Consider the following 24,177-nt stretch of genomic DNA (forward strand, 5'->3'; position numbering starts at 1 on the left):
AACAACGTGGCGTGAAAAAGACAGTTAGTTTCACCATTTAGCAATGACATGAGAGAAAAAACCTGCGACAAAAAAATCTTTTATTAATTATGACAAAAACCTTGGGGATTTTCCCAAGGTTTTTGTATTTGTACCATTAAATCTGAAACTATAGTGCTTGTCAGATTTAATACTCTAACGATAATTTATAAATTGGAAGTAATGTATCATAAGTTTTTTCAACTAATGAGAGGAATGCCTCTCCATTCGATAGAATAGGATCATCAGCAGGGATTTGCTGACCTACCAAAAATTCAGCTTTTTTCACATCACGGAATCTCGTTAAAGCTGCCTCTAAATCAGCTTCTCCAATTTTAACGGCTTCTTTTTTCATATGATCCATGGAAAGAAAATAATCCTTTGGCAGGGTAGAATGCAAGAGCTCGTAATTGGCTAAAAAGCCTTCTGCAATTTCTTTCTTTTTTGGAAGTTCATATATATAAGCTAACCAAATAAAGACATGGTCATCAAATAACCCAACTTGGAAATGTGGATGCTGTTTATATCCTCGTTTATTGCTTGCGATAGCAAGCCACGTGTCTTTTGGTGGATTAACAGTACGTCTTGCGTGTTTAGCGATATGTAGAAACATTTCCATTCCAAGTTTCCCTGAAAGCTGCTCTGAAAGCTCAGAACCAATTTCGTGGAATTTTGGCTGAATTCTTTTCTGGATTGCTTCCATTCGTGAATCTAGTCCTTCAATCGTAAATGTATCAAAATCTTTTTGTGTAAAACCAGTAAACGACATTATTTCTTATCTCCTTTTTTGTTTATCTCGATTGTTTGCGGGTAAATAGTGTATATAAAATCAAGAAAGCTATTTAGTCACTTACCTGAAATTTTCTTCTTTAGATGTGCTTTTCGAAAATATTGTAGCATACATAAATAATATTATGAAGAAATAAGGGTTTAACTAGGTTATCGCACAAAAAAGGAGCAAGCTAATTGGTTTCCACATAATATATAACCTGAGTCCGTGACGTAATTAATAATAAATGTGCCCACAAATCCTGATATAATAATGTTATCAGCTGATTTATGTTGATAATTTTATTTCACCAGGCAGGTGTTGAAATTGGTTAAGTTTATTTTAGAAGATTCCGATGATACATTAACGACCCATTCGGGTCTAGGTTTAATAGGTTTGCTTTTATCAAAAACAAAATTTTACAAACGTTTTTCATCCTTAAAGGTCCCAGAAATCAAGTCGTCTCCGGCCATTCTTAATGGGGATGTTACCACTTCTTATGTGGGTCTATTGTGCCAAGGTAAGAATGATTTCGACCATATCGAAGAATTTCGAGATGATCCCTTCTTTTATCGTGCATTGGATATTCAAGTGGTTCCATCAAGTCCCACACTACGGCAACGACTCGATCAAATTGCCAAGGTGACTGGATGGAAATCCATTGTTCTGGAAGAATCGGCTAAACTAATACGGCAATTTGATTCTCCTGTCACTCCAACAATTACTAGTGACAAAAAATCATACGTACCTCTGGATATTGATGTATCGCCATTTGATAACTCAAATACTAAGAAAGAAGGGGTTAGTCGCACATACAAAGGATGTGACGGGTATTCCCCTAACTTCTCCTATTTGGGTCAAGAAGGCTACGTTGTAAATGTGGAACTTCGGGAGGGAAGCACACACGTTCAAAAGGATACTGAGAAATTTCTCGAGAAAAGTATTATATATTCTCGGATGATTACTGATCTATCGTTATTGGTCCGTATGGATGCAGGAAACGATAGTGTCGAAAACCTAAAAGTTTGTGTGAATGAAAAGGCCGATTTCATAATTAAACGAAATCCTCGCCGTGAAAAGCCTGAAAACTGGCTCATGGTAGCTGAACAATTCGGTAAATGCGTTCAGGAGCGAGAAGGAAAACGTGTATTCTATGGTGCTTTAGAAACAACTCCAAAGGGAATGAAAAAAGCCATTCGCCAAGTCTATAAAGTAACAGAAAGAACGATTGATAAAAACGGCCAAATCCTCTTAATCCCAGATGTTGAGTTTGAGAGCTATTGGACTACCCTACCTAATGAAACAGAGGAAATAATTAGCCTTTATCACGAACATGCCACTTGTGAACAATTCCACAGTGAATTAAAAACGGATTTAGACCTAGAACGTTTCCCTTCTGGGAAATTTGCCACCAATGAATTAATCTTACATCTTGGATGTTTAACCTACAATCTCCTTCGGATTATTGGCCAAGAAAGCCTGAAATCAGGGGATGCGCCGCTTAAAAGAAAGGTCTTCCGTCGCCGAGTAAAAACGGTTATCCAGAATTTGATTACATTAGCTGCAAAATTGGTAAAGCATTCCCGAAGAATTTACTTAAAGTTTGGAAATCATAGTCCTTGGTTTCCTACTTTTAAACGACTGTATCTTTCATTTACAACATAAGCCTAGGAAACTGAATAGGTAATAAGACCTGAAAAAAATTATAGGTAAGCAGGTTTTATTTAGTGTACACAAAAAACAATCAATCCAACTTAAATTAGTACGAATGGCAAGAAAATAAGGAATTCCTAAAATTATCGGAAGAATTATTTTTTATCACGGATTCAGGTATAAGAAATCAACAGAAATGCAAGTCGATGAAAGGGGTGTACTGTCATTGAAACAATTAATGAATTTAGCGAAGAAACTGGAAGTGGAAAAGGAAAAAAAGGCTGTTCTTCGTCTAGAAATGGATTATGAGTTGGCTACCTTATTCGATGCAATCAATGAAAAGAATGAAAAACAAAAAAAATTAAGTAAACAAAAGCTAGAAAGAATTAGGCAGGAACTTCTAAGACTTAATGCATTATAATTAAATAAGTAATTGGTTAATCATGTAGCTGGCTCTATAGGAATTAGAATTACTTCCTATAGAGCCAGCTACATGATTTTGCGTTCAGCTAGTGCGGGCTTTATGATACTATAGTGTAAGAAATGATTTTTACTTTCATTATTCTTGAAGGATGATAAGCAATTCTATAAGCTATAATAAAAGAAGTGTTGGAAAAAAGAATGTAAAGAAGGGTGAGAAAATGGCAAATTGGCTTGAAATCGATAAGTATGCAAAAGAATGGATAAAAGAGGCAGGCGAAAGAATCATCAAGTCTTTTTCGTCCGAGCTCATTATTCAAACAAAATCCAATAAAAATGATTTAGTCACACAAATAGATAAAGGTACAGAAGAATTTCTGATAAATAAAATCAGTGAAGTATTTCCCTCTCATCGTATTTTAGGGGAAGAGGGAATTAGCAAATCCTTAGAAGATTTAAAAGGGATTGTTTGGATTATTGATCCTATTGACGGAACGATGAATTTTGTACACATGCAGCGGGACTTTGCTATCTCGATCGGAATTTATGAGAATGGTATAGGAAAAATTGGCTTAATATATGATGTAGTCGCAGATGAGTTGTACCATGTTCAAAAGGGGAATGGTGTTTTTATGAATGATATTGAACTATTACCTTTAAAGAACACCGCAGTTGAAGAAGCTATTGTTGGGTTGAATGCCACATGGGTTACAAAAAACAAACGAATTGATCCAACTATTTTAGAACCACTTGTAAAAGAGTCTAGGGGGACAAGATCATTTGGATCTGCTTGTTTAGAGTTAGCATATATTGCTGCTGGACGAATGGATGCTTATCTAACCTTAAGATTATCACCATGGGACTATGCTGCAGGTAAGATAATGGTCGAAGAACTTGGCGGGAAGGTAACAACCTTAAGAAATGAACCGCTCGATTTACTAACACAACAATCCTTTTTTGCATCAAAACCTGGATTGCATGATGAAATTCTTCAAAAGTATTTAAAGGATGGAAATTGGTAAAGTAGGTTAAGATTTAAGAAGGCTGTTTATCGATCACACGTTGTAATTTCTTTTTCTTGTGCGATCGAAGGAACCAAATGCCGCAAAAGAGAAAAAAACAAATAAGTGTACCAGCTAATGTTTTTTCGAGAATACATATTCCGATACTAATGAAACTAGAAATTCCATAAACGTTATAGTAAAAAAGTGGATATTTTTCAAAATTCATGTTTATCTTCCTTTATTATGTTGTATATTAATCGGAAATAATAGCGTATGATATATTTAAACCCCACAGCAATCGATGTGGGTTTTTTAACTTTGTTCATTCATTTCTATCATACTATGGATGGGAATGGAAAGAACAGACATAATGTAAAGAAATTGTTATTTATAAGAATAAATTTTATGCTTAAATAGATTATTTTGTTAAAATAACGTTTACATTTGTTATTTTTTTAAAAGGATTTAGGTTTCTGTGAATTTATGTGATATAATGACTCAGTTATAATATTATTAAAAAATAAGTTGAATCCAGATAGACATATTTAGGTAGGAGTGAAATTTTTGAAAATTAGAGAAGATATTCGTAACATTGCTATTATTGCTCACGTTGACCACGGTAAAACGACTTTGGTTGACCAGCTGTTAAAACAATCCGGCACATTCCGTACGAACGAACATGTAGAAGAACGTGCAATGGATTCTAATGATTTAGAAAGAGAACGTGGAATAACAATATTAGCGAAAAATACTGCTATTCAATATAAAGATAAACGTATTAACATTCTAGATACACCAGGACATGCTGACTTCGGTGGTGAAGTAGAACGTATCATGAAAATGGTAGATGGTGTTTTACTAGTGGTAGATGCGTATGAAGGTTGTATGCCACAAACACGTTTCGTATTGAAAAAAGCTTTAGAGCAAAATTTAACACCAATTGTTGTTGTTAACAAGATTGACCGTGACTTTGCTCGTCCTGCTGAAGTAATTGATGAAGTTTTAGACTTATTTATTGAGTTGGACGCATCAGAAGAGCAACTAGAATTCCCAGTTATTTATGCATCAGCTATTAATGGAACTGCTAGCTTAGACCCTGAAAAACAAGATGAAAACATGCAATCATTATATGATTCAATCGTTGATCATATTCCTGCACCTGTTGATAATCGTGAAGAACCTTTACAATTCCAAGTAGCTCTTCTAGATTACAATGACTATGTTGGAAGAATTGGGATCGGGCGTGTATTCCGCGGTACGATGAAAGTTGGTCAACAAGTAGCTTTAATGAAACTAGATGGAACTGTTAAACAATTCCGTGTTTCAAAAATCTTTGGTTTCTTCGGATTAAAACGTCAAGAAATAGAAGAAGCATATGCTGGTGATTTAATCGCAGTATCAGGAATGGAAGATATTAACGTTGGTGAAACGGTATGTCCGTTTGATCATCAAGAGGCACTTCCAGTTTTACGTATTGATGAGCCAACTCTTCAAATGACATTCTTAGTTAATAACTCTCCTTTCGCAGGTAAAGAGGGTAAATATTTAACTTCAAGAAAAATTGAAGAAAGATTACGCGCGCAATTAGAAACAGATGTAAGCTTACGTGTAGAAAATACAGATTCTCCAGATGCTTGGACTGTTTCTGGACGTGGAGAGCTTCACTTATCTATCTTAATTGAAAATATGCGTCGTGAAGGCTATGAACTTCAAGTTTCAAAACCAGAAGTTATCGTAAAAACAATCGACGGTGTTCGTTGTGAGCCAATTGAACGTGTACAAATCGATGTTCCAGAAGAACATACAGGTTCTGTAATGGAATCAATCGGTGCCCGTAAAGGCGAAATGTTAGATATGATCAACAATGGTAACGGACAAGTTCGTTTAATCTTTAACGTACCAGCTCGTGGATTAATTGGTTATACAACTGAGTTCTTAACGTTAACTCGTGGATATGGTATCATCAACCATACATTCGACAGCTACCAACCAATGGCTTCAGGTCAAGTCGGTGGACGTCGTCAAGGTGTATTAGTAAGTATGGAATCTGGAAAATCTTCTACTTATGGAATAATGCAAGTAGAAGACCGTGGAATTATCTTTGTAGAATCTGGAACTGAAATTTACGAAGGTATGATTGTTGGTGAACATACTCGTGAAAATGACATTACTGTTAATATCACAAAAGTAAAACAAGCAACAAACATCCGTTCAGCAAACAAAGACCAAACAGCAACAATGAAAAAACCTAGAATTATGACGTTGGAAGAATCTTTAGAATACTTGAATGATGATGAGTATTGTGAAGTAACTCCTGAATCTATTCGTTTACGCAAAAAAATCTTAAATAAATCAGAACGTGAAAGAGCAGAAAAGAAGAAAAAAACTGCTGAATAATAGAAGGCAAAGGAGTCATCTTTTGATGGCTTCTTTTTGTGTTTTGAATAGTGGGATGTTGGGGGATATGACTGAGAATTTTTATCATTGACCGTAAACAGGAAAACCAAGTGAAAAGGGAACAGAGAAGCGTCCTTAGTGACCGCAAGCAAGTTGGAAAAAGGCATTCATATTGGAAACTGGAGATGAAAGCCACATTTGGCATTGTGAGAGTAAAAAGTGGCGTTCATACAGGAGATGAACCCCACATTTGGCATTGTGAGAGTAAAAAGTGGCGTTCATACAGGAGATGAACCCCACATTTAGCATTGTGAGAGTAAAAAGTGGTGTTCATACAGGAGATGAACCCCACATTTGGCATTGGGAGAGTAAAAAGTGGTGTTCATACAGGAGATGGACCCCACATTTGGCATTGTGAGAGTAAAAAGTGGCGTTCATACAGGAGATGAACCCCACATTTAGCATTGTGAAAGTAAAAAGTGGCGTTCATACAGGGGATGAACCCCACATTTAGCATTGTGAGAGTAAAAAGTGGTGTTCATGCAGGAGATGACTCCACATTTAGCATTGTGAGTAGGAAAATGTTAATGGAGAGGGTTATGTTCGAGGCAAATCGAAAACAGATATGCGATTAACAGCCATGGTCATTAAAAGCGAAGAACTAGCGCCTGAATTAACGATGCCGTTAATTGCCAAGCCTACATAAAAGAGGATGGGACATAACTAAATAGATACTCTGTAAAGACGAACAATTTCTAATATAGCTAGTAAATAGCGGCTGCTTTCGCATACTTTTTACAAGAGGAAATATAATTAGTTGGAAAAACAGAGCAGCCGGAATACACGAAGACTCCTATGGGATTAGCGAGACAGTCTGAGACCCTGCAGGCCACAGGCCGAAGCGGCTCAGCGCGAGCCCCATGGAAAGCGAAGTGTATTCCGGCTGCGGGGAATCGCACCAAACTTCATGGAAACATCCTTTGAAAAACAAATAAAAGCCCGAACAATTATACGGAACATTCATTAGCATCTTCGTATAATTGTTCGGAATTATCCTTGGCTGGAATACTTATGTCCCAGCCCCTTTTTACCTATATATTTTCTTTGTTTACCAATCATCTTCCTGTGTTTTGTTTTGATAAAGGACGAAGTTGCCAGAATCGATTCTTTTCTTAGTATTCTCAGCAATTCTATCTTCACACTCTTTACACATATACGTATGAATCGGTCGATTTCGCAGACGTTTTGCCTGAAAGGAGTTTTCGTCTATATCTTCAATTTTATCACATATCACACATTTAACTTTCAATAGCTGCACCTCTAATCATATAAGTTCGATAAAATGGATTATAGGCACATTATAATATATAATCGCATAAAAAATCGAATTTTAATCTCTTATATGATTATTTGATTGTTCATCTTGATCTTTTTTCAGTTCTTTTTCTTCTTCATTATTTAAATTTTCGTTTGGATTTTTGAGATCTCTATCAGGCTCATTCTTAATCATATCTGCTGGTATCTCAGGAATGAGTCTTCCGCTAATATCAGCTAATTCATTGAATATTCCTTGAATCGGTTTCCCATTTTGAATATCTTCGCCAATCTCTTTAAGTCTTGCATTGAGATCTGGATCTGCAATAATAATTGCATTTGCTCCGTCTGGGTCATTTTTTAAGCTTTCAGCAACTGCGTATTTAATCGAGCCTACTTCAGAACGATCTAAGTCTGCATTGATGTCCACTCCTACAAGCGCATATCTACCGATTACTACTGCTGTGGCATCATTGACATTCTCAATGCTTGTGGCAAGAGTAACGAGTCTTTTCGCGATATCCTGGCCAGTCTTACGGTCCACCTCTTGTATAGTAGAATTTTTAACATTCGTTACATGAGGGGGATTTTCTCTATTCTCAGATTGTTGGCTATTTTCCACGTTATTATTTGTACATCCAGAAAGAAGAAAAAGGAATAAAATTAATAAATATCCTTTTTTCACAAATATTACCTCCTTTGATATTGAAGAATAACTTCTAAAAGTGTGCATTTTCACCTAATTTGTAGGTGGAAATGAGCATTTTTATGTTTTTTTACGGTTCCTCTTTCTTTATTGTGCAAAATATCTTCTATCTTTATGCGATAAAACATATATTTTACCAAGGTTCTTTCCGTTACACGGATAGTGCAGCAATATATGACGTTTTAGAGCAGGGGGCATCGGTTTGAGTAAAATTTACGTATTGGATACAAATGTCTTGTTACAGGATCCTTATTCTATTTTTTCTTTTAGTGACAATGATGTAGTAATTCCAGCAGTAGCTTTAGAAGAGGTAGACAGCAAAAAACGGTACATGGATGAAATCGGAAGGAACGCAAGACAAATATCTAGATTGATCGATAACTTAAGAGAAACAGGAAAGTTGCACGATAAAATTCCTTTGGAGAATGGTGGAACTTTACGAATTGAACTGAATCACCGTTCTTTTCATGAGCTTCAAGAAATATTTGTGGAAAAGACAAATGATAATCGTATATTAGCAGTAGCAAAAAACTTATCAATAGAAGAAAGCAAAAAAGAAAATGGACGAACCGTTATCTTAGTAAGTAAAGATACGCTCGTACGTGTAAAAGCAGATGCGATAGGTCTGGTGAGTGAGGATTTCTTAAGTGATCGAGTAGTTGAAAATGATCATTTGTATACTGGTTTTATGGATGTACAAGTAACCATTGATGTTTTAAATCGCTTTTATGAGAATGGACAGCTCCCTATTGGAGAAATTGGCAATGGGATTTATTACCCAAATCAGTTTCTGATCTTAAAGGATGTGTTAGGTTCTTCTTCGTCTGCATTAGCAATAGTGGATCCATCAAGGAAATATGTAAAAAAATTAGTATTCGATCATGAGCATATTTGGGGAATTCGCCCAAGAAATGTTCAGCAAACAATGGCAATTGAAATGTTATTAAAGAAAGACATGCCTTTAGTTACGCTAATTGGAAAAGCCGGAACGGGGAAAACATTATTGGCGTTAGCATCTGGATTGATGCAAACAGAGGATTTTGGAGATTATAAAAAATTATTAGTAGCAAGGCCAATCGTCCCAATGGGAAAGGATTTAGGTTTTCTTCCGGGAGAAAAGGAAGAAAAATTAAGGCCATGGATGCAGCCAATCTTTGATAATCTCGAGTATTTGTTTAATACAAAAAAGCCTGGAGAATTAGAAGCAATTCTTGCTGGTATGGGATCAATTGAAGTGGAGGCATTAACTTATATTAGAGGTCGCAGTATTCCTGATCAATTTATTATTATTGACGAAGCACAAAATTTAACGAAACATGAAGTGAAAACGATCTTAACGAGGGTAGGAGAAGGTAGTAAGATTGTTCTTATGGGAGACCCAGAACAAATTGATCATCCATATTTAGATGCCTTTAATAATGGGTTAAGCTATGTAGTAGAGCGATTCAAAGATCAGCCAATTGCGGGTCACGTAAAATTAGTAAAAGGAGAACGATCTTCTTTAGCACAGTTAGCAGCAGATCTTCTCTAGTCTTAGTCTAATTAATTAATATACGCCATCCTAGCAATACTGGGATGGCGTATGTTTCGAATTATGTAATTTTAAATGCTTGCACATTTTTTATCGGAGTTTGTTCTTTGTCTTTTCTATTGTCATAAATATGTACTGGACCATCTTCTGTAAGTGGTTTTCCTTTTATGCAAAATAATAAGAAGATCGAGTCGATTTCTTCTAAAGGAATGGCGTATTCTTCATTAGCCATTGTGACTAAAAGAGTTGTTGCATCTTTCTTCGGTTCCGCATTTTTTATAAATGGTGCTAAGGACATATAGAAGGTTCCAGTGAGCATTTCTACTTTTTGATAGGTTTTTGTAGACTGCTCTGGAACTTTTGCACCTTCTGTAATTTCTTGATCCCAGTGCTTGGAGGCTTCTTTTGTATACGCTTCTAATTCATCTTTCACTTCAACTGGTGCAAATACGGTATCAGCAGTTTGTTTGCGATCATCAAATATCCATACAGTCGGATCGATAGTAATCGGAAAATTCACCAGTCCGGTAACTTGAATAATACTATTCATTTAAAGATTCCTCCTTATGTACTTTGTTTTGTTTGTAGAAAAAATCTGCAAATTAATAACATCAAAATTATTTTAAGTAACTAATTTTACTAGCAGACGAAAACGATGTTATTTTAAGTATAGTCTTTTCTTTTCTTTCTGTCATTTTGAATGCTAGAACAGATTGAGTCAAGTTTTTGTGGGAGTTTTTTTAGCTCCCTTTTTTATAAAGTAAAACCTCTAAGTTTGTATCCGCTTTCCAATTGGTTTTGTTCTTCCAACTGTTGATTCTCTCATTTTTTAAAAACCTTTTAATCCCTGTAAGGCAAAGTGAACGGGTTTTCCAATCGCTTGATTTAAGTATGGCATGTTCTGACGCACGGTTTCTGTTACTAATTTTGTGGGTATTTTTCTTTTCGCTCGATGCTCTTTCTTTGATTTTTCCGTGGCTTTTTCCCATTTCCCATATATCGTTTGGATGGATAGGTCATCCTTCAATCCAATCCACAAGCGCGCCATGCTCATGACTCCTTTTTTGCTCCATGCTCTTCCATTCTTTAATCGTTTGGCTAATTGATTCATCATCGCCTCTGCACTTCCCATTGGACGATACGCTGTCGTGTCCACACCTTTTTCCTGTAACCAACTACGGTAATCTTTTATGGTTTCCTGATGATGCGTTAAAAAGGCAAGGAAATGCTCTAGTTTTTCTTCTTTTTCTGGTGTATCCATTGTTCCTACTGCGCTATTCAACTCTAGAAGTAATGTTTCTACCTGGTAGTTTCTTAACGCTCTTTTCATGTAGCGGTATCGAGGATGGCTCTTCATTAGTTGCTTCATCGAACGAGCGACATGAAAACGATCCATGGTGAAAAAGGCGCGTTCCCGAAAATACTCCCGACATGCCGTTATCCAGCCTGCTCCATCACCATTAATAATAAGCAAGGTTTGGGTAGGATCATACGCATAATGATTCTGTAAGAACGTTTCAAAGGCTTCCCAAAAGGGTTCTTTTCCTTCATAAAGAAAATGCCTTTTATTTCGGAGCCTGATTCGCTTTCCGTTTTCTTTCCATCCCTCGTGTACAGCGGCGAATTTCAACTCCCATCCACGCTTTTTCTTTTCTTGACTCTTCACATATAATCCATCTACTTCGACAAACAATACCTTTTGAAAAGGGCGTTTTTCCTTAGCGGGAAGTACGCTTGTTTGAAGAAGATGTTGCCGTAATGCTTCGTGGCTCATCGCCGAATAGCCTAAAAATTGTTCGAACGTTTCCACCGCCTTTCGATAGGAGGAGCCATTCGTCGCTAGTTCTAACCCCCATTCTTCTAGTAGCGGACTAAATCCCTTATTCCCCTGAAACTGTAAATAGTGATCTAATAGACAAATATATTTTTTAGTCACACGATCAAAATAATAATTACGCTTCAGCTCCACAGCTCCAAACGCTGTATCTAATCGTATTTCTCGTTTATCACGTAAAGCAAATCTTCTTTTGTCTCGTTGCTTGGCAATCTCTTGATCCCAATTTTCTAACGTTTGAATAAGGATTTCTTGAAACGTCATTTGTAGTGTTCGAAATAAAGTTTTTTCCAATTCTTTTAATGATGGCATTTTTATGTTACATTGATTCATGAGAGCCTCTCCTTTTCGTAGTTTTCTAGTCAAACTCTACTTTACAAAAGGAAGCTCTCTTTTTTAATACTTAATTTTTTCCAGCTACCGCGCTTTCGCTTGGTGGCCTTTTTGTCTAGTTGGGGGACTCGTCCCCCAACTAGACAAAAAGGATATTTATTCTCCCACAAACATTTTACTCATACGCTAGAACAAAAACTATTTGGATTTTTCATGGGGATTGTTCTTGCAATTTTTCTAGGTTGAGTTTAAACTTTATAGATAGGATAATCGCTCGGAAACGGGGGGATAGGATTGACTTCTGAAATGATTATTAATCATAAAGAAAAAGCAAATGAGTTATTGAAAGCAGATGCTGAAAAAATATTAAAACTAATTAAAGTTCAGATGGATAATTTAACAATGCCACAATGTCCTCTATATGAAGAGGTATTGGATACGCAAATGTATGGATTGTCTAAAGAGATAGATTTTGCTATTCGATTAGGATTAGTAGAAGAACAAGTTGGTAAGAAAATTTTAGATGAGTTGGAAAAGGAATTATCGATTTTGCATGAAGCATCTATAAGAAAATAAAAAGTAAACTCAAACAAAAGCAGTCATTGTTTGAGTTTTTTTAGTGGTTAGGTGTATTATTTTAAAATAAGGGAAGTACATACGAATACGCCTAATTATTATAATTGTCTGTTTCCATAGTTGTTTTTTGATCGGAGCAAGGCGGTACTACAATGCCTTGGGAAACGATAAGTATTGTTTCTTCCCCACCGGATAAATAACGAACTTGATATTTAGCGGAAATTTAGTAGAAAATTGCCCAATATTTTAAGAGAATGAACGGAAGTTATCCTTTTCAGCAGGAAATAGATAAGAGACAACGAATACTCTAAATGAGGAGATTGAATAAGGGATGCGGTTGAATGGTAAAGAAGATATTAAAATCGTATGATTATACACTGATTATAGCAATGGTACTATTAATTTTATTTGGGTTAATTATGATTTATAGTGCTAGTATGGTTTCGGCAGTTCAATATTATGGAGAAGATAGTAGCGATTTTTTTTATAAGAGGCAATTTAAATATATATTAGTTGCGGGAATCGCCTTTATTGTTGTAGCAATTTTTCCGTATAAAGCTTTATTAAGTAATAAAATATTAGTCCCAATGGTATTTGGCTCTATTATGTTTTTAAGTGGAATCTTTTTGTTTGGTAGTGTTTATGGAAATGCGCAAAGCTGGTATAAGATTGGGACAGCAAGTCTTCAGCCAGCGGAGTTCGTTAAATTAGCTGTTATTATTTATTTATCGGCTATTTATTCTAAAAAGCAGTCGTATATCAATGAATTTAATAGGGGAGTTGTCCCTCCACTAGCCTATTTGGTTATTGTTTGTGCGTTAGTTACTATTCAGCCGGATTTTGGAACAGCTGCCATCATTTTTATGATTGGTGCAACCGTTATTCTTTGTTCAGGAATGAACTGGAAAAATTTATCGAAGTTAATGCTGATTGGTCTATCATTTCTGTTATTATTAGTTTTCATCATGCAGTTAGCTGGTAAAAGCATCTTTACAGAAAAGCAAATGGCGAGAATTTTTGTTTTTCTAGATTCTCCATTTGCAGAAGAAGTCGTGCAAGAATCTGGTTATCATATGAGTAACTCGCTTATTGCTATTGGCTCTGGTGGTCTTAAAGGGGTAGGCTTGGGACAAGGTGTACAAAAATTAGGTTATTTAACAGATGGTCACACCGATTTTATAATGGCAGTAATTGCTGAAGAATTAGGTATTTTTGGGGTAGGCTTTGTAGTAGTGGGGCTAAGTTATATTGTTTTACGAGGGATTTATACAGGCTTAAAGTGCAAAGATCCTTTTGGGAGCTTATTAGCAATCGGCATCTCCAGTATGATCGGAATACAAGCTTTTATTAATATTGGTGGGGTTTCTGGATTAATTCCGCTGACTGGTGTCCCGTTACCTTTCATTAGTTATGGGGGATCGTCCTTATTGCAATTATCAATTGGAATGGGAATTTTAGTTAATGTTTCGATGTTTGTTAAATATGAAAGAGTTTATAAACCAAAAGAAGAAGGTGTTCCGGATGTTCCAGAGCAGAAGCAATCTACTTCGACTTTTGTACGTCCAAACCGAAATTTTTAATAAAAGAGCAGTTTGTCGACAAAAAGATTTTTGGAAACTCAAATTGAAATTTCATGCGTTGCTTGGAGTGGAAGGGGTGAGACTCCTGTGGGCTCAGCGCGAGCCCCACGGAAAGCGAACCCCTGAAGCGGAAAGCAACATCTCTATTCAAAGGAACTAATAAATATACTATAGACAAACCTCTATATCTAAAATTCAAGGATTTGTCTACAGTCTAAAAAAAGATAGCACCGAAAAAGGTGCTATCTTTTTTTAGTATGTTCTAAAGATAAGAAGGTTTAGAAAACAGGTTGATTCATTTGCTTCCTTGCGAAAAAAAGCTATAATAAGTAGAGTGTCTTTTTCTTTTTAAAACGCTTTCGAAGAAGGTGTTTATAATGTTAATGTTTACCAATAATGTGACAACTGAAGTTTTTTGGGAAAAAAGAGAGAAATATTAGTGGAAATATGTTTTAATAGCAAAAGAGTCTTTTTTAACATTGCTATATTGTTAAATGTGAATAATGACACAATGGAAATGAACGGATTTTTATATAGTAGTATATTTTTTACTGTGTATTGGAAAGGGGAGACATGATCAAATGGCTAATTCTCGCGTTTATCCTGAAGCCAAATTGACAAATAAACAATCAGAAACAACTGCCTGGAAGGATTTTCTCGCATTAATTAAAATAGGAATCGTGAATTCAAACTTAATCACTGTATTTACCGGTATCTGGCTTGCAATAGTTTTCACAGATGTTAAGTTTTTAGAGCAAATTGACACTGTATTATATACATTGACAGGTTCAGGGTTGATTATTGCCGGTTCCTGTGTGTTAAATAATTTTATAGATCGTGATATTGATCCATTAATGGAAAGAACGAAGGCAAGGCCGACCGTAACAGGGAAAGTAAAGCCTGTAAGAGTTGCTGTTTTAGGTTTTGGCTTTCTGTTAATTGGAACACTATTTTTATTATTAACTACCATTACCGCAACAGTTATTGCTTTAGTAGGTGCATTTAGCTATGTTGTGATATATACAATGTGGTCGAAGCGTCGACTTGTATCAAATACCGTTATTGGAAGTTTTTCAGGAGCCGTTCCACCACTAATTGGATGGGCTGCAATTGATCCTGGACTTCATGTAATGGCTTGGAGCTTGTTTTTAATTATGTTTGTTTGGCAGCCTCCGCATTTTTACTCGTTAGCAATTCGAAGAGTGGAAGAGTACCGTGCAGCAGGGATTCCAATGCTTCCTGTTGTTAAAGGGTTTGAAGTAACAAAAAAACATACGTATATATGGATTGTCGCATTATTTCCACTGCCATTTTTGTTATACCAAATCGGTATTCCATTTTTAATATTAGCAACGTTACTAAATATCGGTTGGGTTATTACAGGAATTCGAGCAAGCAAAAAACAAGATGAATATAAATGGGCTACAGCGATGTTTATTTATTCCATCCAATATTTAACGGTTCTATTTGTTTCAATGGTAGTATTTACATTATTCTAAAAGGAATTATCATAAGGGGAGAACATTTCGAGGAGAATAATGTTTGATTTAGAATTTATTAAAGGTTGTTACTTTTTTATAAGTGGAAAGCGAAGTGTATTCCGGCTGCGGGTTACTAGCAGCAAACTTTACGAAAACAACCTTATTTAAAGGGAATTTGGGAGTTTGTTAAACAAAGAGGTAAATACTTTATGGAGTGGGTAGTTTAATGGAATTTACATTACCGATTTTGCCAACAATTAGTACTTCATTTATCATTTTAAGTGCCATTTTTGTAGCAATTGGTTGGGGATTAATTAAGAAAAGAAAAAGAAAAGAGCATCAGACCGTCATGCTTTTTGCAGCAATTTTTGCAGTAATCTTTTTCATCATTTACGCATCAAGAACGATTTTTATTGGTAACACTTCTTTCGGTGGACCTGATGATATTAAAATCTACTATACCATTTTTCTGATCTTTCATATCACTTTGGCAACAATAGGTGCTGTATTAGGGATTATCATGTTGTATACAGGGTATAAGAAACAGTATGCAAAGCATCGAAAGTTAGGTCCAATGACAAGTATTATCTGGTTTATTACAGCCATTACAGGAACAGCAGTTTATTTACTTCTTTATGTTTTCTACCATGGTGGCGAAACAACATCTGTTATAAAAGCAATATTAGGCTTTTAATAGGAAAAGGAAAAATGCTTCTACAAAAAATAGAAGCATTTTTTTATTGCACTTTTATTGAGGAGATGGATTGCTTTAAAAATTAACTTACTTTACATAATTGAAAAAATACTTATTCTATTAAAATTATTTAAAGTAAGTTATACTATTTAGTAAGAAAGCCACATATATTAATAGAAACAATGCTAGAGAGGGGGGAATCCTCTGAAAATTTTATTAAGAACTGTTGTAATTATTGCAGTGTTATCAGCGATTGGATTCTATTTTAGTATAACAGATGACAATAATCAGCCAGATGTACTAGTTGAAAATGGTGATAATCCTACAAAAGTGGAGGATAATCTCAAAGAAGCGAAGGAAAATACGCAAGTTCTTTCAGTTCCTAAAGAAGGTTTGGGAACTTTAATCGGTAAAAGTACAAGTGAACTAAAAAAGAAATACGGAGAACCAGCTAGAATTGATCCATCTGCATATGAATATGATTGGTGGATTTACAATAAGGATGACTCTAAGTATTTTCAAGTTGGAATCCTAGAGGATAAAGTCGTTACTGTTTACGCAATTGGCAACTCAGTGAATATTACTCCTTATAAAATTGGACAAGAAGTTGGAGAGATTTATACGATGACGCCAATTGAAACAAATATTAGTTTTAATTATGAAAACTCCTCCTATCGATTTGAGTTATCAGAGGATGAAATAAATAACCGTCCATTGATTCAAATTGGCGATTATTATGCACAGCTATACTTTGATAAATTTAACGGTACTTTATCAAGTATTCGCTATATGGATGCCCGTACATTACTTCATTTAAGACCATACGAATTAGTTTATCGAGGAGAACTATTAGAGACACAGAATAGTGTGGAAGATAGTGAAGCAATTCAAGAGGGCAATGAACGACAAATATTAGATATGACGAATGTGTTAAGAAAAAGATTTGAACTCAACACTGTGGAATGGGATCAACCTACTGCTGAGGTAGCTTTAGGTCATAGTAAGGATATGTTTGATACAGAAGACTTTTCCCATACTTCTGAGAAGTATGGAGATTTAGAGGATCGTCTAAAAGCAGGAGATGTATTTTATCAAGTTGCTGGAGAGAATATCGCAGCAGGTTATTCAGATGCACCATCTGTAATGGAAGGTTGGCTAAACAGCAAAGGTCATCGTGAATGTTTATTAAATGACAAATTTACTCATCTTGGGGTAGGGGTATTTGATAAATATTATACGCAGAATTTTATTGAAAAATGGTAATGGGATATACACATAACTGTCGACAAACTCAGTAAAGGAGTGGTTGGCAGTTTTTTTTTTGACAGAATTTACCCCACTCTTAACGGACAGTAAGATTCCCCCAAAGCTTATGAGTATAGGAGGAAGATAGGTGGGAGATCAACTGTCCGTAAAGGTCCGATTGGTTCAACTAACCATCAGTGGGGGAGGAAGGAAAACCCCCACTGATGGAAGTTTCACTTTATCTATCCTTACACTTGCCTCATTTAGACCACAGAGGGAATTTTGAAAGGGAAATGCACATTTTTTATCGTGCTATCATACAGTAACATAGGCAGATGTATCAAATTAGAGGTGAAATAATAATGGCTAATAAAAAACTTCATCCTTCTGTAGAAGAATTTAAAGCATTTGTAAAAGAAAATCCTAACGTATTGAAAGAAGCGAGAAGTGGGAAGGTGACTTTGCAGGAATTATATGAAGATTGGTATTTATTAGGTCCAAATGATGCGAGATGGGAAGGATTATTAGATGGTAGTACGATAAACTCCACAAAAAAGGAGGAAGAGACATCATCTAATCGAACTGTCTGGATGTCTAATATCGTTGATACATTAAAAAATATGGACCAAAATCAAATTCAGGGCTATTTAGCAAATTTAAATCAGGCTTTAGGAACAATACAAGGAGTCATTTCTCAATTTGCCCCGAATAGTGGTTCAAGCGGATCTTCTGCGTCAACAGAACAAAAACCTTCTGGCCCATTTTCATTTAGACAAGATTAAAATAGGGGGGATAATATGAGACAAAGTATAAAAGAATATATTGCGCAGAATTCAGAATTGCAACAATTTATCCGGGAACAGCCACAATGGTATAGACAATTAAGCAGAAATCCGAATCAATTAGAAGCCTTTGAGATTGCCTCACTCCATTATTATAAGAAAACCATTCCAGATCATGTACAAAAGTTTTCAAATGGTGTCCAAATGGCTTCGATGATGGTTAGCATGTTTCAAGCAATGAATGCTCAATCTTAATCATACTGTAATAACTGATACTTAGAGTAAAAAAAACATGAATGGTAATACTAACTTAAAAAGAAAATTCATTAATTACCAGGAGTGTTTACAGTGAAAAAAATTCGATTGATTTGTATTCCTGCTTTTCTTCTTTTTGCTGGGTGTGGAAACGATATACCTGATCCAGAAGTAAAACCAAAAAAAGAAGCGAATTATTTAATCCCAACTAATGCGGCTGTACAAGCCTCCTTATCCTATACAGGAAAAGATAATATGGATGTTCATCATATTGTAAAAGGAAACAAAGTGTTCGTTGAATGTAGAGTAAAGGATTATTCGTTCAGAGAAGACAGTAACGGAAAATTAGGAAAAGTAATAGTAGAGGTTGACGGTGCAAAAAAAGAATATTCTTCGGCGGCATTTGTAATCGAAGGACTAAAACCAGGAAAACATACGATCAATCTATCCATAGTTGATGTTGCTAACGAAACAACGAAATATAAAAAGTCATTTCCAATAATGATTAAAGAATAGAGTGGAAAAAGGAAAACGCAAACCTTTTCTTTCTTTTATCTTTCATGTAGAATAAGAGTTGGAGGTGAGCGAATACGTGCTTGCGACAACTGAAATATTCCTTATTCAAGAGGAAGCAGAAGAGATTGCAGAAATGATACTAGAGTCAGATGTTGCAGAACAATACCGTATTTGTTTGGCCAATCTACATTCAAATAAGGAAACACAGCAAAAAATTCATTCTTTTAACCAAATGAAAGAATTATATGAAGAAGTTCAGCGTTTTGGAAAATACCATCCTGAATACAAAAAAGTGATGATGGACATTAGACAGCTTAAACGCGATATGGATTTAGATGATAATGTAGCAGCATTTAAAGTAGCGGAGAATGGTTTACAAAAGCTCCTAGACGATGTTAGTGTCATTATCGGACGTTCTGTTTCTACTTTTATTAAAGTCCCAACAGGTAATCCATTTTTTGATGAACTTTCTGGTTGTTCTTCTGGTGGTTGTGGAAGTGGTGGAAGCTGTAGTTGTTCTGCATAATATACTAAAAAGCAATGATCGAATTTACGATCATTGCTTTTTTACTAGCATCGATTACTAGTTTGGCCATAAATGCTGATTCTAGCTTTTCTATTTTCTTTGCCTATGCTATGATGATAAATAATGGAATTTAAAGGGGTTAAATTATGCTAGGGCAACGGCAGGGAATTATTGTTTGGTTATTTTCACTAAAACAAGCAAAAATGTTAAGAAGATATGGGAATGTTCATTTTATTTCCAAAAAGTTAAAATATGTTGTGCTCTACACGAATCAAAGTGATGTAGAAAGCATAATGGAAAAAATTGATGCTCATTCTTTTGTTAAAAAAGTAGAGCCGTCTTATAAGCCATTTTTAAAGATGGAATTTGAAAATTCGCGACCAGATAAAGCGAAAGAATACGATTATAAAATGGGGATTTAATTAAGAAAGTAGTTTCTATTTCATGATTATCAGTGCTTGGTAAGAAATAGCCTGAGTTTATCCCACTCTTAACGGCCAGTAAGCCTCCCCCTCAAGCTTATGAAAATACGAGGAAGATAAGAGGGAGAGCAACTGTCCGTAAAGGTCCGATTGGTTCAACTAACTATCAGTGGGGGAGGAAGGAACCCCACTGATAGAAGTTTCACTTTATCCCACTCTTAACGGCCAGTAAGCCTCCCCCTCAAGCTTATGAAAATACGAGGAAGATAGGTGGGAGAGCAACTGTCCGTAAAGGTCCAATTGGTTCAACTAACTATCAGTGGGGGAGGAAGGAACCCCCCACTGATAGAAGTTTCACTTTATCCCACTCTTAACGGCCAGTAAGCCTCCCCCTCAAGCTTATGAAAATACGAGGAAGATAGGTGGGAGAGCAACTGTCCGTAAAGGTCCGATTGGTTCAACTAACTATCAGTGGGGGAGGAAGGAACCCCCCACTGATAGAAGTTTCACTTTATCCCACTCTTAACGGCCAGTAAGCCTCCCCCTCAAGCTTATGAAAATACGAGGAAGATAGGTGGGAGAGCAACTGTCCGTAAAGGTCCGATTGGTTCAACTAACTATCAGTGGGGGAGGAAGGAACCCCCCACTGATAGAAGTTTCACTTTATCCCACTCTTAACGGCCAGTAAGCCTCCCCCTCAAGCTTATGAAAATACGAGGAAGATAGGTGGGAGAGCAACTGTCCGTAAAGGTCCGATTGGTTCAACTAACTATCAGTGGGGGAGGAAGGAACCCCCACTGATAGAAGTTTCACTTTATCCCACTCTTAACGGCCAGTAAGCCTCCCGCCTCAAGCTTATGAAAATATGAGGAAGATAGGAGGGAGAGCAACTGTCCGTAAAGGTCCGATTGGTTCAAGTAACCATGAGTGGGAGATGAAGAACCCCCGACTCATGGAAGTTTCCTTTATGAGCCGATAAATAAAAACAGTATTTTTGATGAAATTTGTTGGAGTATCGCTTTTCCACTAAATCATTCATAGATACTGTTTTTTTATGTGAAAAAGGAAGTGCAAATCAAAAAAAGCCTGCAGGCATGTACCTGCAGGCTCCTTCCACATCCTTATTTTCATAAGGAAAGAAGGTAAAGGGAGAGGAGAAACCGGAGGAAGAACTTATGGGGAAACGTAAGTCTTCTCCGCGGTTGGCAACAACATCCTCGAATAGATGCTGTTAATTACATTATCCCCATCAAGGGGACACTTATACATAAAATGTAATATTTTTTTAACAATGCGAGAAAAACTGATTTGCTTAGTATTTGATGAAAAGAAAGGCTTCATCAAATACTAAGCGAAAATCTTTAAAATGTTGGCTCTCTATTCCGTTTATGGTAGGATAGGGAAGGTAAAAGAAGTTGTTAAAGTAAAATAGGGTTGTGGTGATTAAAATGAGAGTTGTCTCCGGAAAGAATAAGGGGATTCCATTAAAAGCAGTGCCTGGTAACTCAACTAGACCAACTACAGATAAAGTGAAAGAGGCTATTTTTAATATGATAGGTCCATATTTTCAAGGAGGAGAAGGCCTTGATTTATTTGCTGGGAGTGGTGGACTAGGTATTGAAGCTTTAAGTAGAGGGCTGGATCTTGTTATTTTTGTAGACAGAGATGGAAAAGCGATACATACTATTAAAGAAAATCTTTCTATATGCAAATTAGATAGCCGAGCTGAGGTATATCGCAATGATGCGGATCGTGCTTTGAAAGCATTACAGAAAAGAGAAAAAAGATTCGATTATATTTTTTTAGATCCGCCATATAAAAAACAGCAATTAGAAAAAATGCTAACATTTATTGATGAAGCTGGTCTCTTAAAGGAAGAAGGAGTTATCGTTTGTGAACACGGTTCAGAAATTTCTTTACCTGAGGCAGTAAGCAGATTTCAACAAGTGAAACATGAAAAATACGGAATAATTGCGGTTTCTATTTATTCCTTACAAATTGGTACGGAGGACTAAGAAATGGCTAGTATAGCAGTTTGCCCAGGTAGTTTTGATCCGATAACCTATGGTCATATTGATATTATTAAACGATCAGCAAAGGTATTTGATCATGTATACATATGTGTATTGAATAATTCTGCCAAAAAACCTTTTTTCTCGGTAGAAGAAAGATTAGAGTTAATTAGAGAAGTAACAAAAGATATTCAGAACGTTTCTGTATCTTCTTATGAGGGACTTCTGATCGATTATGCAAAAAGTGTGAATGCGAATGCAATCATTAGAGGATTAAGAGCAGTATCAGATTTTGAATATGAAATGCAAATTACATCAATGAACCGTGTCTTATCAGATGATATTGAGACTTTCTTTATTATGACCAATAACCAGTATTCTTTCTTAAGTTCAAGTATAGTGAAAGAAGTGAGCAAGTATGATGGGGATATTTCTGAACTAGTTCCAAAGATTGTTCATGATGCACTAAGAGCGAAGTTTCATCAGAATCGTAAATAAAGCTTTTAAATAGTAGCGAATAAATAAAAGGACATATTGCCAAAAAAGAAGTAGTTGCATCTAATTCTTTTGGCAATGGATGTCCTTTTTTGCAGTTAGAATGTATAAATTTTCTGTAGCCAATTTGATGTTTAGTAGAAGTAGCCTATCGGTTAAGTGAATTTCCGATTATTTCTTCTGTGTAAGGAATATACCCCCTAAATGGGTGTCCTCCACTTTTCTTATATTTCTCTCCTTGGAATTAATCTTTTTATTAAAATAAAACAATATATCATTAAGGAAATAATGGTTACAATTGGTCCCCATGCACTTATATTTTCAAATATTTGTTGAAAGAAATCTCCTTCCTTGGTTACTCCGGGAATTACTATTGTCGGAGTGTCTTTTGCCAAGAAAGTTTTGTTAAAGAAGTCCCAAGCGATAAACGTATAGATTCCAGAGAAAATTGCTTGCATAATTCTTGCTATAAAAAATGGTTTAAAGCGAATGTCTGTCTGGGCAAGAATACTTGCGACCTGTGCTTGTACGCTTAATCCGCTAAATCCAAGAATACAGCTAGTTATAACAGCTTGATGCATGAGTGTGGATGTCTCTACATCACTCGTTAATTTACTTCCTAATGTAATCTCAAAAATGCCAGCGATAAAAGGAATGGTTAGATCAGCCGAAAATGTAAAGAAATGAAAAACTGATTCTAACAGGTTTGCAAAAAAGGAAGTAATATGTAAGTGGAATAGTAAACGATTAATAACGGAAAAAAGTATGATAAAGCCACCGATCATTAATAAAGATTGAATAGAGGAGGTTACAGCATCTCCCATTAGCTTACCAAGTGGACGCTTGTCTTTTAAACGAGTATGATGCAGTTCTCGTAAGGCTCTTTTCAAAGAGGCTCTTTCTCTTGGTTCTAACTTATTTCTTTCTGTATCCTTGCCGTGGAATCTCATAAATAGCCCAACTGTAAAATTGGCTAAGTAATGAGAGAAAGCCAATAGTAATCCGAGTTTTGGGCTATGGAAAAAAGAGGCTGAAACAGCGCCGATAATAAACATTGGATTAGAAGCATTAGAGAAAGAAACTAGTCTTTCTGCTTCCGTTCTAGTTAACTGTTTTTCCTCACGCATTCTTGCTGTTAATTTTGCTCCAGTTGGAAAGCCGGATACCATCCCCATTGCCCATACGAAACCGCCTACTCCAGGGACTTTAAAGAGAGGGCGCATAATGGGTTCTAACAAAACACCGATAAAACGAACAACACCAAAGCCTATTAATATTTCAGATAGTATAAGGAAAGGAAGAAGTGAAGGAAAAACAATCGTCCACCAAGTGTTAAGTCCGTTTTTGGAAGCATCTACCGCCACCCCTGGAAAGGAAATCAGGGCAAGAGCTAAAAGTGATGCAGATAAAGCGAGTACGATTGTCTTCAATTTTGAGCGTAACAAATTATATTGCTCCCCCTTCAAATATAAATAGTAGGTTTTTATTCTCGTCTATGTAAGGAAGGCTGTTTGAAAGTTTTTATGTAAAAAAAGAGATACTTGTACACAAACAGCCTAAAGAATATCCCTCTACCAATCAATATACTCATAACCTCCAAAAAAAGACCATAAG

At 35.8% G+C, this 24,177-nt stretch carries 23 protein-coding genes; 17 read left to right on the forward strand and 6 right to left on the reverse strand.

Going from position 1 to position 24,177, the window contains the following annotated elements:
- Positions 1-166: 166 nt before the first annotated feature.
- Positions 167-787, reverse strand: a complete 621-nt coding sequence (locus HHU08_RS09335) for a YktB family protein (RefSeq protein ID WP_016200968.1) — start codon at positions 785-787, stop codon at positions 167-169.
- 321 nt (positions 788-1,108) lie between these two features.
- Between HHU08_RS09335 and HHU08_RS09340 the strand changes: the two genes are divergently transcribed.
- From HHU08_RS09340 to typA, 4 genes are all read left to right on the forward strand, one after another.
- Positions 1,109-2,452, forward strand: coding sequence for an IS1380 family transposase (locus HHU08_RS09340; protein ID WP_118977697.1), 1,344 nt, complete (start codon positions 1,109-1,111; stop codon positions 2,450-2,452).
- Between the two features lie 214 nt (positions 2,453-2,666).
- Positions 2,667-2,861, forward strand: a complete 195-nt coding sequence (locus HHU08_RS09345) for a hypothetical protein (protein ID WP_016200969.1) — start codon at positions 2,667-2,669, stop codon at positions 2,859-2,861.
- 220 nt (positions 2,862-3,081) lie between these two features.
- On the forward strand, positions 3,082-3,882 hold the full coding sequence (locus HHU08_RS09350; RefSeq protein WP_040342485.1) for an inositol monophosphatase family protein: 801 nt from the start codon (positions 3,082-3,084) through the stop codon (positions 3,880-3,882).
- 546 nt (positions 3,883-4,428) lie between these two features.
- A complete protein-coding gene (gene typA, locus HHU08_RS09355; protein WP_016200971.1) occupies positions 4,429-6,261 on the forward strand; it encodes a translational GTPase TypA in 1,833 nt (610 codons plus the stop codon).
- 1,108 nt (positions 6,262-7,369) lie between these two features.
- Here typA and HHU08_RS09360 read toward each other — a convergent pair.
- Together HHU08_RS09360 and HHU08_RS09365 are read right to left on the reverse strand one after the other, a co-directional pair.
- Positions 7,370-7,570: a YlaI family protein gene (locus HHU08_RS09360; protein ID WP_016200972.1), complete on the reverse strand. Its 201-nt coding sequence runs from the start codon at positions 7,568-7,570 to the stop codon at positions 7,370-7,372.
- Positions 7,571-7,651: 81 nt separating this feature from the next.
- Complete coding sequence (locus tag HHU08_RS09365; protein WP_016200973.1) at positions 7,652-8,260, reverse strand: YhcN/YlaJ family sporulation lipoprotein; 609 nt, start codon at positions 8,258-8,260, stop codon at positions 7,652-7,654.
- Between the two features lie 223 nt (positions 8,261-8,483).
- Between HHU08_RS09365 and HHU08_RS09370 the strand changes: the two genes are divergently transcribed.
- The gene (locus HHU08_RS09370) at positions 8,484-9,812 is read left to right on the forward strand and encodes a PhoH family protein (protein ID WP_016200974.1); all 1,329 of its coding nucleotides are present in this window, start codon (positions 8,484-8,486) and stop codon (positions 9,810-9,812) included.
- Between the two features lie 61 nt (positions 9,813-9,873).
- On the opposite strand, the gene HHU08_RS09375 is transcribed toward HHU08_RS09370, so the two are convergent.
- Together HHU08_RS09375 and HHU08_RS09380 are read right to left on the reverse strand one after the other, a co-directional pair.
- Positions 9,874-10,362, reverse strand: a complete 489-nt coding sequence (locus tag HHU08_RS09375; RefSeq protein ID WP_169188334.1) for a peptidyl-prolyl cis-trans isomerase — start codon at positions 10,360-10,362, stop codon at positions 9,874-9,876.
- Between the two features lie 279 nt (positions 10,363-10,641).
- The gene (locus HHU08_RS09380) at positions 10,642-11,979 is read right to left on the reverse strand and encodes an ISLre2 family transposase (protein ID WP_169188335.1); all 1,338 of its coding nucleotides are present in this window, start codon (positions 11,977-11,979) and stop codon (positions 10,642-10,644) included.
- 294 nt (positions 11,980-12,273) lie between these two features.
- Here HHU08_RS09380 and HHU08_RS09385 point away from each other — a divergent pair, with 294 nt between their 5' ends.
- From HHU08_RS09385 to coaD, 12 genes are all read left to right on the forward strand, one after another.
- The gene (locus HHU08_RS09385) at positions 12,274-12,555 is read left to right on the forward strand and encodes a YlaN family protein (RefSeq protein ID WP_016200976.1); all 282 of its coding nucleotides are present in this window, start codon (positions 12,274-12,276) and stop codon (positions 12,553-12,555) included.
- A 341-nt stretch (positions 12,556-12,896) separates the two neighbouring features.
- Positions 12,897-14,135, forward strand: coding sequence for an FtsW/RodA/SpoVE family cell cycle protein (locus HHU08_RS09390; protein WP_016200977.1), 1,239 nt, complete (start codon positions 12,897-12,899; stop codon positions 14,133-14,135).
- Between the two features lie 581 nt (positions 14,136-14,716).
- Positions 14,717-15,634: a heme o synthase gene (gene cyoE / locus HHU08_RS09395; RefSeq protein WP_169188336.1), complete on the forward strand. Its 918-nt coding sequence runs from the start codon at positions 14,717-14,719 to the stop codon at positions 15,632-15,634.
- Between the two features lie 208 nt (positions 15,635-15,842).
- Positions 15,843-16,310 carry a DUF420 domain-containing protein gene (locus HHU08_RS09400; RefSeq protein ID WP_016200979.1) on the forward strand — a complete coding sequence of 156 codons (468 nt, stop codon included), beginning with the start codon at positions 15,843-15,845 and terminating at the stop codon, positions 16,308-16,310.
- 204 nt (positions 16,311-16,514) lie between these two features.
- A complete protein-coding gene (locus HHU08_RS09405; protein WP_169189646.1) occupies positions 16,515-17,573 on the forward strand; it encodes a CAP domain-containing protein in 1,059 nt (352 codons plus the stop codon).
- A gap of 344 nt (positions 17,574-17,917) precedes the next feature.
- Positions 17,918-18,337, forward strand: coding sequence for a YlbD family protein (locus tag HHU08_RS09410; protein ID WP_101730072.1), 420 nt, complete (start codon positions 17,918-17,920; stop codon positions 18,335-18,337).
- A 15-nt stretch (positions 18,338-18,352) separates the two neighbouring features.
- Complete coding sequence (locus HHU08_RS09415) at positions 18,353-18,592, forward strand: YlbE-like family protein (RefSeq protein ID WP_016200982.1); 240 nt, start codon at positions 18,353-18,355, stop codon at positions 18,590-18,592.
- A 93-nt stretch (positions 18,593-18,685) separates the two neighbouring features.
- On the forward strand, positions 18,686-19,108 hold the full coding sequence (locus HHU08_RS09420; protein ID WP_016200983.1) for a hypothetical protein: 423 nt from the start codon (positions 18,686-18,688) through the stop codon (positions 19,106-19,108).
- Positions 19,109-19,184: 76 nt separating this feature from the next.
- On the forward strand, positions 19,185-19,634 hold the full coding sequence (locus HHU08_RS09425) for a YlbF family regulator (protein WP_016200984.1): 450 nt from the start codon (positions 19,185-19,187) through the stop codon (positions 19,632-19,634).
- Between the two features lie 146 nt (positions 19,635-19,780).
- Positions 19,781-20,056 carry a YlbG family protein gene (locus tag HHU08_RS09430; RefSeq protein WP_016200985.1) on the forward strand — a complete coding sequence of 92 codons (276 nt, stop codon included), beginning with the start codon at positions 19,781-19,783 and terminating at the stop codon, positions 20,054-20,056.
- 1,448 nt (positions 20,057-21,504) lie between these two features.
- Positions 21,505-22,071: a 16S rRNA (guanine(966)-N(2))-methyltransferase RsmD gene (gene rsmD, locus HHU08_RS09435; protein ID WP_169189647.1), complete on the forward strand. Its 567-nt coding sequence runs from the start codon at positions 21,505-21,507 to the stop codon at positions 22,069-22,071.
- Positions 22,072-22,074: 3 nt separating this feature from the next.
- Positions 22,075-22,566, forward strand: a complete 492-nt coding sequence (coaD, locus tag HHU08_RS09440) for a pantetheine-phosphate adenylyltransferase (RefSeq protein ID WP_016200987.1) — start codon at positions 22,075-22,077, stop codon at positions 22,564-22,566.
- A 221-nt stretch (positions 22,567-22,787) separates the two neighbouring features.
- Here coaD and ylbJ read toward each other — a convergent pair whose 3' ends face one another.
- Complete coding sequence (ylbJ, locus tag HHU08_RS09445; RefSeq protein WP_169188337.1) at positions 22,788-24,008, reverse strand: sporulation integral membrane protein YlbJ; 1,221 nt, start codon at positions 24,006-24,008, stop codon at positions 22,788-22,790.
- Between the last annotated feature and the right edge of the window lie 169 nt (positions 24,009-24,177).

It is taken from the genome of Niallia alba, from assembly GCF_012933555.1.
In the GTDB taxonomy this organism is placed as follows: domain Bacteria; phylum Bacillota; class Bacilli; order Bacillales; family Cytobacillaceae; genus Niallia; species Niallia alba.